Here is a 13554-nt window from a genome sequence, read left to right as displayed (position 1 = left end):
GTCAAGCTCGGCGTGCCCAAAAAAGTTACATATTGATAGCACACCATGTCCATTCGACGCTGGGAATTTACTTCTTTATTCTGAATTTCAGCATTCCGGACCCGAGCCCACCACCCGGACGGGCCGAGGTGGCAACGGGTGTAGCCCCTGCGACCGGTGATCGACCCACAGAGCCACAATATTTATTACTTCAACTTGCTGCATCTGATGACCACAGTAATAATCAAGGCATGCCGGTCTCTGCGCGCCACCTGATCCTGAATCTGCTGATGGCAGTCGAGGGCGGCACCTTGAGCGCGCGCGAAGTGGTCGCCGCCTGCAACGCGCTGCGGATTCAGGGGAACAATGCCCGCGTCGCGCTGACCCGCCTGAATGCCAGTGGCATGCTGATCACCACAGGCCGGGGGACCTACCGGCTCGGACCCCAGGCCGCTCCCCTGGCCGACGAGATATCGGGATGGCGGGAAACGACCGCTCGCGTTCGCGAGTGGAACGGGGACTGGGTCGCCGTCCATGTCGGACCGGCTGGCCGCAGCGACCGCGCGGCGTTGCGGGCGCGCGGTCGGGCCCTGGGTTTGCTGGGACTTGCCGAGTTCGAACGCGGGCTGTTTCTGCGCCCGGACAATCTGGCCGGTGGCGTGGACGTCGCGCGTGAGCGGCTTGGACGCTTGGGCCTGGGGGCAGGCGCAACCGTGTTCATCGCCCGCGGGCTGGAACCTTCTCGCGAGCGGCAGGCACGCGCGCTTTGGGACGGCGCAGCGCTGACCTACGGCTATCGCGAACGCGCGCAGGCACTCGACGCATGGCGCGAGGGCGCGTCGAAGCTTTCGCTGGACACCGCTGCACGCGAGTCGTTTCTCCTGGGCGACGAGGCCATTCATGCGCTCATCTTCGATCCCTGGCTGCCGCAGCCACTGGTGGACACCGGCGCGCGTCAGACCTTCGCCGAATCCGTGCTTCAGTTCGATGCCGCCGGACGCGGTATCTGGCAGGAACTCCTGCGCGCCGCCCGCGAACCGGCCCCACGCCGGCACGCCATGATTCAACCCCCACTGGAGTCTCCCCCATGAACGCACCCGACATCCTGGCCCGTGATTCAATCTACCTGGCCGACACCCACCAAGTGACAAACGTCTCGCGGGAACTGGTCGACTACAACATGTTCGCCCAGGACGCAGCCCTGGTCGACGCGGTGCAGCGCGAAGGCGCAGCCTGGGCCCAGGATTCCCTGAGCACCTTTGGCGCACTGACGGGGTCGGCCGAGTACCTGGACCTGGGCATACAGGCCAACCGCCATCCGCCGGAGTTGGACACACACGATCGCTTCGGCAACCGCGTCGATCTGGTCCGCTTTCACCCGGCATATCACACGCTGATGAAGACGGCGATCGAAAACGGCCTGCATGCCTCGCCCTGGACCGATCCCCGCCCGGGCGCCCATGTGGCCCGCGCCGCACGGACGTATCTGCAAACCCAGGTGGAAGCCGGCCACGGCTGCCCGATCACCATGACCTTCGCCGCAGTGCCTTCGTTGCGCACCACGCCGTCACTGGCGGCCCTGTGGGAGCCGAAGATCACCGCGCTCAGTTACGACCCAGGCAATGTGCCTGACGCACAGAAAGCCGGCCTGACCATCGGCATGGCCATGACCGAGAAACAGGGAGGCTCCGACGTACGCGCCAATTCCACGCGGGCCTACCCGGTCGGTGCGGGTGGCGCAGGCGAGGCCTATGAGCTCGTGGGACACAAGTACTTTGTTTCGGCGCCGATGTGCGATGCCTTCCTGGTGCTCGCGCAGGCGCCGGGTGGCCTGAGTTGCTTTCTGCTACCGCGTTGGCGCCCCGATGGCACCAAGAACCCGATGCAGGTGCTGCGCCTGAAGCGCAAGATGGGCAATGTGTCCAACGCCTCCAGCGAGACCGAGCTGCGCGGCGCACTGGCCTGGATGGTGGGCGAGGAAGGACGCGGCGTACGAACCATCATCGAGATGGTGGCCATGACCCGCTTCGACTGCATGATCGGCTCCGCCGCCGGCCAGCGGGCGGCCGTGGCGCAGGCCCTGCACCACTGCTCCATCCGCTCGGCCTTCGGCAATGTGCTGAACCAGCAGCCACTGATGCAGAACGTGCTGGCCGACCTCGTGCTGGAGCACGAAGGCTCTCTGGCACTGACGATGCGCATGGCCCGCGCCATGGACCACCGCGCCGACCCGCATGAAGACCTGCTGGTCCGTCTGGTCACCGCGGTGGGCAAGTACTGGATCTGCAAACGCACCCCCAACCATGCGTACGAGTCGATGGAATGCATCGGCGGAAGCGGCGTGATGGAAGACAGCCCGTTCCCGCGCCTGTTCCGCGAGTCGCCCGTCAACGCCATCTGGGAGGGCAGTGGCAACGTCCAGTGCCTGGACGTGCTGCGGGCGATGCAGAAGACCCCCGCCGTGGTGGAGGCCTTCTTCCGTGAGGTAGACCGGGCCCGCGGCGCCAATGGTGCCCTTGACGCATGGGTCACCGCGCTGAAACGGGAGTTCAGCGAGCGGGGCGACATGGACTACCGCGCCCGCAGCGTGGTGGACCGCATGGCGCTGGCCATCCAGGCGGCCCTGCTGGTGCAACACGGGCCTGCCGCTGTGGCGGATGCCTTCTGCGCATCGCGCCTGGCGGACGGCGGCCACCGCAACTACGGCACGCTGCCCCGTGGCGTGGACTGCGCCGCCATCATCCGGCGCGCAACCCCACGGGCCTGAAGGCGCGGGCCGTCGATCGCGTAAAATCGCGGCACTCTTCACCCCGCCACGCCAGGTGGTGCAACGGCATCCCTAAGGATGCCGTTGTTCATTCAGAAACACAGTACCCATGAGCGACTCCGTCCAGCAGCCCGGCCTGTCTTCCCTGTCCAAATCGTTCGAGCCTGCCGCGCTCGAAGCCAATTGGGGGCCCGAATGGGAGCGGCGCGGATACGGCGTGGCCGGCTTCCGGGGCAGCCACGCACCCAAAGAAGGTGCGCCCTCATTTGCCATCCAGCTGCCGCCGCCCAACGTGACGGGCACGCTGCACATGGGCCATGCGTTCAACCAGACCATCATGGACAGCCTGACGCGCTACCACCGCATGGCCGGCTTCAACACCGCCTGGATTCCGGGCACCGACCATGCCGGCATCGCCACGCAGATCGTGGTGGAGCGACAACTGCAGGCGCAAGGCATCAGCCGGCACGACATGGGGCCGACACCTGCCGAGGCCCGCAAGAACTTCGTCGCCAAGGTCTGGGAGTGGAAAGAGAAGAGCGGCAACACCATCACCACGCAGATGCGCCGTATGGGTGACACCGTGGACTGGAGCCGCGAGTACTTCACCATGGATCCGAAACTGTCCAAGACGGTGACGGAGACCTTCGTGCAGCTCTACGAGCAGGGCCTGATCTACCGCGGCAAGCGCCTGGTGAACTGGGACCCGGTCCTGCAAAGCGCGGTGAGTGACCTGGAGGTGGAGAGCGAAGAGGAAGACGGATTCCTGTGGCACATCGCCTACCCACTGGCCGATGGATCCGGCGCGCTGACCGTGGCCACCACCCGGCCGGAAACCATGCTGGGCGACGTGGCCGTGATGGTGCACCCGGAAGACGAGCGCTACACGCACCTGATCGGCCGGATGGTGAAACTGCCGCTGTGCGATCGCGAGATTCCGGTGATTGCGGACGACTACGTAGACAAGACCTTCGGCACCGGCGTGGTGAAGGTCACGCCCGCGCACGACCAGAACGACTACGCCGTCGGCCAGCGCCACAAGCTGCCGATGATCGGCGTGCTGACGCTGGACGCCAAGATCAACAGCGAGGCCCCCGCCGCCTACCAGGGGCTGGACCGCTTCGTGGCCCGCAAGAAGGTCGTGGCGGACCTGGAGGCGCTGGGCGCGCTGGTCGAAGTGAAGAAGCACAAGCTGATGGTGCCGCGCTGTGCCCGCACGAGCCAGGTGATCGAGCCCATGCTGACCGACCAGTGGTTCGTGGCGATGACCAAGGTAAGCGATATCGACCCAACGGGCAAGAGCATCACCCAGAAGGCCATCGACGCGGTGAAGTCCGGCGAGGTGAAGTTCGTGCCCGAAAACTGGGTCAACACCTACGACCAGTGGATGAACAACATTCAGGACTGGTGCATCAGCCGCCAGCTCTGGTGGGGCCATCAGATTCCGGCCTGGTACGACGAAGACGGCAAGGTCTATGTCGCGCGTGACGAAGCGGAAGCCATCCAGAAATACATCGCACAAGGCGAGGCTTTTGAAATTAAAGCACTTTCAGCACGGCTGAAAGGCGTTCCATTGCTGCGCCGCGACGAGGACGTGCTGGACACCTGGTATTCGTCCGCGCTGGTGCCGTTCAGCACCATGGGCTGGCCTGAAAAAACGCAGGACTACGACCTCTACCTGCCCAGCACCGTGCTGGTCACCGGCTACGACATCATCTTTTTCTGGGTCGCCCGGATGATCATGATGACGACGCATTTCACCGGCCGCGTCCCGTTCAAGCACGTCTATATCCACGGCCTGGTGCGCGACGCGCAGGGCAAGAAGATGAGCAAGTCCGAGGGCAACGTGCTCGACCCGGTGGACCTGATCGACGGCATTTCGCTCGAACCTCTGCTGGCCAAACGTTCGGAAGGCCTGCGCAAGCCCGAGACCGCACCGCAGGTGCGCAAGAACACCGAAAAAGAGTTCCCCGAGGGCATTCCGGCCTATGGCGCCGACGCGCTGCGCTTCACCTTTGCCGCGCTGGCCTCGCTGGGCCGCAGCATCAACTTCGACAGCAAGCGCTGCGAGGGCTACCGCAATTTCTGCAACAAACTTTGGAACGCCACGCGCTTCACACTGATGAACTGCGAGGGGCAGGACTGCGGCCTGAACGAGCACGGCGCCGACGCGTGCGTGCCGGGCGGTGGCTACCTCGACTTCTCCCAGGCTGACCGCTGGATCGTCTCGCAGTTGCAGCGCGTGGAGGCCGAAGTCGCCAAGGGCTTTGCCGAGTACCGCCTGGACAACGTGGCCAACACGCTTTACGACTTCGTCTGGAACGAGTTCTGCGACTGGTACCTGGAAATCGCCAAGGTGCAGATCAACACCGGCAACGCCGAGCAGCAGCGCGGCACGCGCCGCACGCTGATCCGCACGCTGGAGACCATCCTGCGCCTGGCGCACCCGATCATTCCGTTCATCACCGAGGAACTCTGGCAGAAGGTGGCGCCCGTGGCGGGGCGCGAGGGTGAGTCGGTGGCCATTGCGGCCTACCCCGTCAGCCAGCCCGAGCGCATCGACCCGTCCGCCGAGGCGCATGTCGCCAAGCTCAAGGCGCTGGTGGACGCATGCCGCAACCTGCGCGGCGAGATGAACGTGTCGCCCGCCACCCGGCTGCCGCTGTTCGTGGTGGGTGACCCGGCCTTCATGACGGCGGCAGCGCCGGTGCTGCAGGCGCTGGCCAAACTCAAGGAGGTGACGGTGTTTGCCGACGAAGCCGCCTGGGCCGCTGCCGCTCAGGCTGCGCCCGTGGCGATGGTGGGTGAAGCCCGCCTGTGCCTGTTCATGGAAGTGGACGTGGCCGCGGAAAAGGCCCGGCTGGGCAAGGAAGCCGCGCGGCTGGAAGGCGAGATCGCCAAGGCCACCGCCAAGCTGGGCAACGAGGCCTTCGTCGCGAAAGCCAAGCCGGCCGTGATCGAGCAGGAGCAGAAACGCCTGGCTGACTTCACCGCCACGCTGGCCAAGGTGCGCGAACAACTGGCGCGGCTAAGCTGAAGGCCGTGGAGAGCCCCTGAGGCTGGGATGGTTGGCCCTATGGGCTGGCATCTCTCCTTGGAAGCACCTGTTCCGGCGCCGTCACGCGAGTCCGGCCAGCAGGTTGCCCGCACTATTCCCGATCAGAATCCGATGCCGAGCAGCAGGCCTGCGGTCACCAAGGTCAGCAGTGTCGCAATGCCAACGAACAGCGCCATCGTTGCATGGCCACCGCGCAAGCCATAGTCGTTCAGTGTGGTCACGAAGCGATGCACACCATGGAAAAGGAACAGCGCAATCACCGCCAGGAGCACCAGCTTGCCCAGCGGGTTATGCGCGAAGGCCAGCACCCGCTGGTAGCTCATCACGTCCTTGGACAAAAGGCCCAGCGGCACGAGCAGGCCTGTGATCAGCACCAACACAGGTGCAACCAGCGCAGAGAGCATGCCGCCGGCACCGAATAGCAGCCAGATGATCGGTTCGTTGGAGCGCTTCATTTCCCACCTCCCAGCATCACCAGGGCCAGCACCAGTACCGACACCACAGCCGCAGCGGCCCACCCTGCGCGCGTGATGCTGGCCGGTTTGACCTGGCTGTCCGGCAACGTACGCGGCATCACCTGGAACCAGCTGATGGTCTGATACAGGGCGGCAATGAAGATGGCCGCGTGGCCCGCCAGTGCCAGTGGATGGCCCAGGGAAGCGCGCCAGGCCTCGAAAGCCGCTTCGCCCTGGGACAAGCGCCACAGGCCGAACAGAAGCACCAGCGCGTAGGCAATCAGAAACACCGAGGTCAGTTCACGTCGCATGTAGCGACGCCGATGCACGCTGCGACCCCAGTCGACCGGCTGCGTGCGACGATAGGTCTTGGCGACCGCTTGGTGGCGTCCCATCACTTCGCTCCTTCACTCGGAGCCAGCAGCTTGCCCAACCCGAAATAGTCGAGCGCGCTGTTGGCTTTGTTCTGGTTGATCGCATGGGCCGGGTCGACGGCTTTGGGGCAGACCTCGCTGCATTCACCGACATAGGTGCAGCCCCAGACGCCATCTTCGGCGTTGGCCATCTCGGCGCGCGCCGACCAACCCTGGTCGCGGGAATCAGTGTTGTAGCGGTGCATCAGCGCCAGCGCCGCGGGACCCGCAAAGTCGGGCTTGAGACCGATCTGGGGGCATGCCGCGTAGCACAGCAGACAATTGATGCATTGCGCGTAAGCATGGTACTTCTGCATCTGCTCCGGTGTCTGGCGGTTGGGGCCGTCGGCCGGTGTGCGTTGGGTCTTGGGAATCAGCCAGGGCTTGACCGCTTCCAGCTTGTTCAGGAACGACGTCTGGTCGATGACCAGATCGCGAATCACCGGAAAGTTGTCCAGTGCCTCGATGCGCACCGGGCCAGGCATGTAGTCGCGCAGGAAGGCGTGACAAGCCAGCTGCGGCGTGTCGTTGATCATCATCCCGCAGCTGCCGCAGATGGCCATGCGGCACGACCAGCGGAACGTCAGGCTGCCGTCGAGGTGGTCCTTGATGTACTGCAGACCCTGCAGCACCGACATGTCGTCACGAAACGGCACGTCGTAACTCTTCCAACTCGGCTCCTTGTCGGTCTCCGGGTTGTAGCGCATCGCCTCGATGCGGATCGTGCGAGGGGAAGCTTGAGCGGTCATCCTGGGGTTCTCCGGCCGATGGTCGGGGCAAGTGTGCAAAAAGTCGTCATGTCATCACCGCCTTCTTGCCCTCGCCGCCATAGCTGCGCGTGCGAGGTTGCGACTTGGTGATAGTGACCGGAGCCAGCGAGATCGACGGCGGGCCGTCGCCGGTATAGCGTGCCAAAGAGTGCTGCAGGAAATTCTCGTCGTCGCGGGTCTTGTATTCGTCGAGCCGCACATGGGCACCGCGCGATTCCCGCCGACCCAAGGCCGAGTGGGCCATCGCCTCTGCCACCTCAAGTGTGAAACCAAGCTCGATCGTCGACAGCCACTCGGTATTGAAGGAACGATGCCGGTCATCGAGCTTGACGCCACGCCGATACCGGTCACGCAACTCGGCCAGCTTGTCGCAGGCTTGTTGCATGCCAGTGGCGCTACGGTAGATGCCGACGCCTGCCTCCATCGTGTCGCCCATCTCGTCGCGTAGCACGGCCACGCGCTCGCCGCGGTCGTTGTCCAGCAGTGCCAGCAGGCGGGCAGCCGCAGCCTCCGCCTGACGCCGCACCGTCGCCGAATCCCTCTCGGCCTGGCTCCTCGCAAACCGGGCTGCATGTTCGCCGGCCACCTTGCCGAACACGACAATTTCCGACAACGAGTTCGATCCCAGCCGGTTGGCCCCGTGAATGCCGACGCTGGAACATTCGCCCGCCACGTACAGCCCCTCCAGCGTGGTCTCAGTGGTCCGGTTGCTGGCGATGCCGCCCATCGTGTAGTGCACGGCCGGACGCACCGGGATCGGGTGGGTGACCGGGTCGACCCCCATAAAAGTCTGCGCCACCTCGACGATCAGCGGCAATCGTTCATGGATTTTCTGAGCGCCCAAGTGGCGCAGATCCAGGTTGACAGAGCTGCCCATTGCCGTGGGGATGGTGTTGCCCTTTTGTTCTTCGTGCCAGAACGCCTGGGACAGCCGGTCGCGCGGTCCAAGCTCCATCGCCTTGGCGCGCGGCCACGGATCAAGCGGGCCCAACCCATAGTCCTGCAGATAGCGGTACCCGTCCTTGTTGGTGAGGATGCCCCCTTCACCCCGGCAGCCCTCGGTGATCAGGATGCCCGTGCCAGGAAGCGCCGTGGGGTGGTACTGGACAAACTCCATATCACGCAGAGCGGCGCCCTGACGGAACGCCAGGCCCATGCCATCACCAGTAACGATGCCGGCATTCGTGTTCTGCCGGTAAGCACGCCCGGCACCGCCGGTGGCCATGACCACAGATTTGCACTCGATGGCCACCAGCTTGCCGGTGGCAATCTCAATGGCCAGAACGCCGCGCACTCGGCCATCCTCGACCAGCAGTTCTGCGACGAAGTACTCGTCGAAGCGCTCGATGCGAGGGTACTGCAGCGAGGTCTGGAACAGCGTGTGCAGCATGTGAAAGCCGCTCTTGTCGGCCGCAAACCAGGTGCGCTGCACCTTCATGCCGCCGAAGAAGCGCACATTGATGCTGCCGTCTTCCTTGCGGCTCCAAGGGCAGCCCCACTGTTCAAGCTGGATCATCTCCTCGGTGCAGTGCTCAATGAAATACTGCACCGCATCCTGGTCGCACAGCCAGTCGCCTCCCGAGACGGTGTCGTCGAAGTGGTTGTCCAGCGAATCATCTTCGCGGACCACACCGGCTGCCCCACCCTCGGCGGCCACGGTATGACTGCGCATCGGCACCACCTTGGAAACGAGCGCGACGGTGACTTTCGGGTCGTCCCGGACCGCAGCGATAGCAGCCCGCAAGCCGGCACCGCCGCCGCCGATAACCACGACATCACGTTTGAGGAACTCGATCGTGTGGGCAGAGGTCATAAAGGCGATTCCCGTGCATTACCAAGCCCGGATTGGGCATGAACGGCAGTTTACCGTCAATACCCCGGTCGAAGTGCACCTTCCTGACGCTTGCCGCCGCCGGATCTTCGTGTTGTTTGATGCAGCGCAGAACTGAGCCCTCCCCGTCGCACCCTGAAGGCCTTGGCAACAACACCGAGGGCGATGGTGCACCCCTGGGATCGGGATTTTCGCTGCGCTCCCTACAATGGCCCCGACGGAAATCGCTCGGTGTGACTGAGAACGGGGGGATGTCTTTTCCACGTCGATTCACCGGCCTATTGCACGGCAGCGTTCCAGCGCAACGAGGTCATATCCAGCTATCATTTCCGATAGCCTTCGGTCATCCCGCCTTGCGGGCACAGCAAAAAGGGGCGCCCGAATGGGCGCCCCTTTTCATGACGTCATCAACGATCAGGCTGCCGGCGCAGCCTCGACGTTGCGCAGGCGGATGTGAAGCTCGCGCAATTGCTTCTCGTCCACCGGGCTCGGTGCCTGCGTCAGCAGACACTGGGCGCGCTGGGTCTTGGGGAAGGCGATCACGTCGCGGATCGACTCGGCGCCGGTCATCAGCGTGACGATACGGTCCAGGCCGAACGCCAGGCCGCCGTGTGGGGGCGCGCCGTACTGCAGCGCATCCAGCAGGAAACCGAACTTGAGCTGTGCCTCCTCGGGCGTGATCTTGAGGGCGTCGAACACCTTCTGCTGTACGTCGGCTCGATGGATACGGACGGAGCCGCCGCCCATCTCCCAACCGTTGAGCACCATGTCATAGCCCTTGGAGATGCATTTCTCCGGCGCCGTCACCATCCAGTCTTCATGGCCGTCCTTCGGCGCAGTGAAGGGGTGGTGGGTGGCGGTGTAGCGCTGGGCTTCGTCGTCGTATTCGAACATCGGGAAGTCGACCACCCAAATCGGGCGCCAGCCGCCGGTGAACAGGCCATTCTTCTTGCCGAATTCGCTGTGTCCGATCTTGATGCGCAGCGCCCCGATGGCGTCATTCACGATCTTCGCCTTGTCGGCACCGAAGAAGATCAGGTCGCCGTTCTTCGCACCGGTGCGCTCCAGGACGGCGTTGAGGGCCTTGTCGTGGATGTTCTTGACGATCGGGCTTTGCAGGCCGTCGCGGCCCTTGGAAAGGTCATTGACGCGGATGTAGGCCAGGCCCTTGGCACCGTAAATCTTGACGAATTCGGTGTAGGCATCGATTTCGCCTCGGCTGATGCCGCCGGATTCCTGGGAGCCGCACGGCACCCGCAGGGCCACGACGCGGCCGTTCTTCATCGTGGCGGCGCCGGAGAACACCTTGAAATCCACGTCAGCCATCACGTCGGTGACTTCGGCGAATTGCAGGTTCACGCGCAGGTCGGGCTTGTCCGAGCCGTAGAGGTGCATGGCTTCCTGGTAGGTCATCACCGGGAATTCGCCGAGGTCCACACCGATGGTGTTCTTGAACACCGTGGTGATCATGCCCTGGAACAGCGCCCGGATCTCTTCCTCACCCAGGAACGAGGTCTCGATATCGATCTGGGTGAACTCGGGCTGGCGGTCGGCGCGCAGGTCTTCGTCGCGGAAACACTTGGTGATCTGGTAGTAACGATCGAAGCCGGCCACCATCAGCAGCTGCTTGAACAGCTGGGGCGACTGGGGCAGGGCAAAGAAATGGCCGTCGTGCACGCGGCTCGGCACCAGGTAGTCACGCGCGCCTTCTGGCGTGGACTTGGTCAGCATCGGCGTCTCGATGTCAATGAAGCCGTTGGCATCCAGGAACTTGCGCACTTCCATGGAGACCCGGTAGCGCAGCATGAGGTTGTTCTGCATGTAGGGGCGGCGCAGGTCCAACACCCGGTGGGTGAGGCGGGTGGTTTCCGACAGGTTGTCGTCGTCGAGTTGGAAGGGCGGCGTGACCGAGGGGTTCAGCACAGTCAGTTCATGGCACAGGACCTCGATCTTGCCGCTCTTCAGGTTGTCATTGGTCGTGCCCTCAGGCCGTGCGCGCACCAAGCCCTTGATCTGGATGCAGAACTCGTTGCGCAGACCCTCTGCCGCTGCAAACATCTCCGGGCGATCCGGATCACAGACGATCTGCACATAGCCTTCACGGTCCCGCAGGTCGACAAAGATGACGCCACCATGGTCACGGCGGCGGTTGACCCAGCCGCACAGGGTGACGGTCTGGCCAATCAGGGCTTCGGTCACCAGACCGCAGTAGTGGGAACGCATGGACATAGATACTCTTTCACTAACAGACCGCCCCGCAGCATGCCTGCAGGGCAAAAGGTTCAACAACTAGGGGGAACTTGCGCTGCCCGATGGTGCCGGCAAGGCAGCGGGGCCACCAGGAACTACCACACCCATGGAAATGATGTATTTCAGCGCGTCATCGACGCTCATCTTCAGTTCGACCACATCGGAGCGCGGCATCATCAGGAAAAAACCGGACGTCGGGTTGGGCGTGGTCGGAACATAGACGCTGACGAAATCGTCCGACAAATGCGTGGCCACCTCGCCGCCGGGCTTGCCGGTGAGGAAAGCGATGGTCCAGGACCCCTGTCTCGGATACTGGATCAGCAATGCCTTCGAAAATGCATGGCCGCTTCCCGAAAAAAGCGTGTCCGCGACCTGCTTGACGCTGGTGTAGATGCTGCGAACCACGGGAATGCGGTTCATCAGCTTGTCCCACTGCCCGACCCACCATTGGCCAAACATGTTGGCGACAAAGACGCCCGTGGAAAATATGACAACGGCCACCAGGATCACCCCGAGGCCGGGCACGTTACGAAGCCGCTCGACAAGGGGGTGGATGCCAGGGATCACCGCATCGGCTGCCCCCAGCACCGCCAGGAAGATGCCGTCGAGCATGCCCATCAGCCACATCAGGATCCAGACTGTGATGCCCATGGGCAGCCACACCAGCAGTCCGGTGATGAAGTATTGCTGGATGCGTCGCTTCATGACGTTGCGCGTGCGCCGTTCACGGAACGGGGCTTAGTGGCAGGCACAGGAGCCGCCGCAACCGCCCACAGCCACCGGTGCGGCTTCGGCCTTGGCTGGCGGAGCTTCTGCTGGCGTGGCGCTGGTTGCAGCCGGTGCGCCGGCGCCGCCACCCTTGAAATCGGTGGCGTACCAGCCCGACCCTTTGAGCTGGAAGCCCGCTGCGGTCAACTGTTTGCGAAACGAGGCGGCGCCACAGGCCGGACAGTCGGTCAGCGGCGCATCGGACATTTTTTGCAGGACATCCTTGGCATGTCCGCAGGACTCACATTGGTAAGCGTAGATGGGCATGGCGGTGGTTCAGATCGTGGATGCAAAGCCTTTAATTATAGGCTTCGGGTCCGATATCAAGATCCTAGTACGTCGCGAACCGTTCCAGTGGCGCCAAGCCTCGCCTGCACGCTACTTGCGTTCAGTTGGTGCCGACCAGCCTGTGGTGCGCCGCATGGCTGTTCTTGATTGCCTGGGGTCCGAGCGAGCCGATCAGCATGCCCGAGAGTGCCGCCAGAATGCCTGCCAGCTGTGCCGGAAACTCCCCGCCGGCTGGGGTTGCCAGAAAGAGGACCCAGGTCAAAAGGCCCAGCACGATCGAAAAAATCGCCCCTTGGGTCGTCGCCTTGCTCCAGTACAGGCCAAACACCAGCGGCACGAATGCGCCCACCAGCGTCACCTGATAGGCGCCCGACACCATCTCGTAGATGGACGTTCCCTGCATGCGGATCGCATAAAGCAGAACGAGCGCACTGAACACCAGAACGGTGATGCGCATGGTCCGCAGTTCCTGGCGATCGCCCATGTGCGGCTGGAACTGGCGCCAGATGTTCTCCACGAACGTCACGCTCGGCGCGAGCAACGTGGCTGACGCGGTGGACTTGATGGCCGACAACAGCGCGCCGAAAAAAAGGACCTGCATGACAAAGGGCATCTGTGTCAGCACGAGGGTGGGCAGCACCTTCTGGGGATCTTCCTTAAGGAGCGCGGCTGTCTGCTCCGGCATGATGATCAACGCGCTGGCGACGAGAAACATCGGCACAAAGGCAAACAGGATGTAGAAAACACCACCGATGACAGGCCCCTTGGTGGCGGCGCTCTCACTGTTGGCCGACATCACCCGTTGAAACACGTCCTGCTGGGGAATCGAGCCCAGCATCATGGTGATGGCGGCGGCAAAAAAGAACACCATGTCCTTGAAGCTCGGCTCGGGCCAGAACTTGAACAGATCCTTGCTGGCCGCCAGCGCGACAACCTTGTCCGCGCCCCCGGCCAGGTTACCCGCAAACACGGCGA

General features: G+C 63.6%; 11 protein-coding genes. 3 read left to right on the top strand and 8 right to left on the bottom strand.

Annotation, left to right across the window (positions count from 1 at the left end; all coding sequences use genetic code 11):
- Positions 1-230 precede the first annotated feature (230 nt).
- From ACMUOY_RS18000 to ACMUOY_RS17990, 3 genes are all read left to right on the top strand, one after another.
- Positions 231-1070 carry a PaaX family transcriptional regulator C-terminal domain-containing protein gene (locus tag ACMUOY_RS18000; protein WP_413894121.1) on the top strand — a complete coding sequence of 280 codons (840 nt, stop codon included), beginning with the start codon at positions 231-233 and terminating at the stop codon, positions 1068-1070.
- Positions 1067-2746 carry an isovaleryl-CoA dehydrogenase gene (locus tag ACMUOY_RS17995; RefSeq protein ID WP_413894120.1) on the top strand — a complete coding sequence of 560 codons (1680 nt, stop codon included), beginning with the start codon at positions 1067-1069 and terminating at the stop codon, positions 2744-2746. Before ACMUOY_RS18000 ends, ACMUOY_RS17995 begins: the two co-directional genes overlap by 4 nt.
- Positions 2747-2855: 109 nt before the next feature.
- A complete protein-coding gene (locus ACMUOY_RS17990) occupies positions 2856-5783 on the top strand; it encodes a valine--tRNA ligase (RefSeq protein WP_413894119.1) in 2928 nt (975 codons plus the stop codon).
- Positions 5784-5905: 122 nt separating this feature from the next.
- On the opposite strand, the gene frdD is transcribed toward ACMUOY_RS17990, so the two are convergent.
- The 8 genes from frdD to ACMUOY_RS17950 all read right to left on the bottom strand — a co-directional run.
- Entirely contained in the window at positions 5906-6259 is a 354-nt protein-coding gene (gene frdD / locus ACMUOY_RS17985) for a fumarate reductase subunit D (RefSeq protein WP_413894118.1), read from the bottom strand.
- The gene (locus ACMUOY_RS17980; protein WP_413894117.1) at positions 6256-6654 is read right to left on the bottom strand and encodes a fumarate reductase subunit C; all 399 of its coding nucleotides are present in this window, start codon (positions 6652-6654) and stop codon (positions 6256-6258) included. Before ACMUOY_RS17980 ends, frdD begins: the two co-directional genes overlap by 4 nt.
- Positions 6654-7421 carry a succinate dehydrogenase/fumarate reductase iron-sulfur subunit gene (locus ACMUOY_RS17975; RefSeq protein ID WP_413894116.1) on the bottom strand — a complete coding sequence of 256 codons (768 nt, stop codon included), beginning with the start codon at positions 7419-7421 and terminating at the stop codon, positions 6654-6656. Before ACMUOY_RS17975 ends, ACMUOY_RS17980 begins: the two co-directional genes overlap by 1 nt.
- A 46-nt stretch (positions 7422-7467) precedes the next feature.
- Complete coding sequence (gene frdA / locus ACMUOY_RS17970) at positions 7468-9255, bottom strand: fumarate reductase (quinol) flavoprotein subunit (RefSeq protein WP_413894115.1); 1788 nt, start codon at positions 9253-9255, stop codon at positions 7468-7470.
- A 432-nt stretch (positions 9256-9687) separates the two neighbouring features.
- A complete protein-coding gene (gene aspS, locus ACMUOY_RS17965; protein WP_413894114.1) occupies positions 9688-11502 on the bottom strand; it encodes an aspartate--tRNA ligase in 1815 nt (604 codons plus the stop codon).
- A 60-nt stretch (positions 11503-11562) separates the two neighbouring features.
- Positions 11563-12228 carry a DUF502 domain-containing protein gene (locus ACMUOY_RS17960; protein ID WP_413894113.1) on the bottom strand — a complete coding sequence of 222 codons (666 nt, stop codon included), beginning with the start codon at positions 12226-12228 and terminating at the stop codon, positions 11563-11565.
- A 33-nt stretch (positions 12229-12261) separates the two neighbouring features.
- Positions 12262-12558: an FmdB family zinc ribbon protein gene (locus ACMUOY_RS17955; protein WP_413894112.1), complete on the bottom strand. Its 297-nt coding sequence runs from the start codon at positions 12556-12558 to the stop codon at positions 12262-12264.
- Between the two features lie 121 nt (positions 12559-12679).
- Positions 12680-13554 (bottom strand): sodium:solute symporter family transporter (locus tag ACMUOY_RS17950; protein ID WP_413894111.1); only part of this gene is annotated, 875 nt, incomplete at its 5' end.

Origin of the sequence: Candidatus Skiveiella danica (assembly GCF_022705245.1) — a bacterium.
In the GTDB taxonomy this organism is placed as follows: domain Bacteria; phylum Pseudomonadota; class Gammaproteobacteria; order Burkholderiales; family Burkholderiaceae_C; genus Skiveiella; species Skiveiella danica.
Note: the sequence above shows the minus strand (reverse complement) of the source record. Positions and strands in the feature narration are given on the sequence as shown.

Coding starts and splice junctions, on each gene's coding strand:
- ACMUOY_RS18000 (WP_413894121.1), top strand. CDS start 231: ATGCCGGTCTCTGCGCGCCACCTGATCCTGAATCTGCTGATGGCAGTC.
- ACMUOY_RS17995 (WP_413894120.1), top strand. CDS start 1,067: ATGAACGCACCCGACATCCTGGCCCGTGATTCAATCTACCTGGCCGAC.
- ACMUOY_RS17990 (WP_413894119.1), top strand. CDS start 2,856: ATGAGCGACTCCGTCCAGCAGCCCGGCCTGTCTTCCCTGTCCAAATCG.
- frdD (WP_413894118.1), bottom strand. CDS start 6,259: ATGAAGCGCTCCAACGAACCGATCATCTGGCTGCTATTCGGTGCCGGC.
- ACMUOY_RS17980 (WP_413894117.1), bottom strand. CDS start 6,654: ATGGGACGCCACCAAGCGGTCGCCAAGACCTATCGTCGCACGCAGCCG.
- ACMUOY_RS17975 (WP_413894116.1), bottom strand. CDS start 7,421: ATGACCGCTCAAGCTTCCCCTCGCACGATCCGCATCGAGGCGATGCGC.
- frdA (WP_413894115.1), bottom strand. CDS start 9,255: ATGACCTCTGCCCACACGATCGAGTTCCTCAAACGTGATGTCGTGGTT.
- aspS (WP_413894114.1), bottom strand. CDS start 11,502: ATGTCCATGCGTTCCCACTACTGCGGTCTGGTGACCGAAGCCCTGATT.
- ACMUOY_RS17960 (WP_413894113.1), bottom strand. CDS start 12,228: ATGAAGCGACGCATCCAGCAATACTTCATCACCGGACTGCTGGTGTGG.
- ACMUOY_RS17955 (WP_413894112.1), bottom strand. CDS start 12,558: ATGCCCATCTACGCTTACCAATGTGAGTCCTGCGGACATGCCAAGGAT.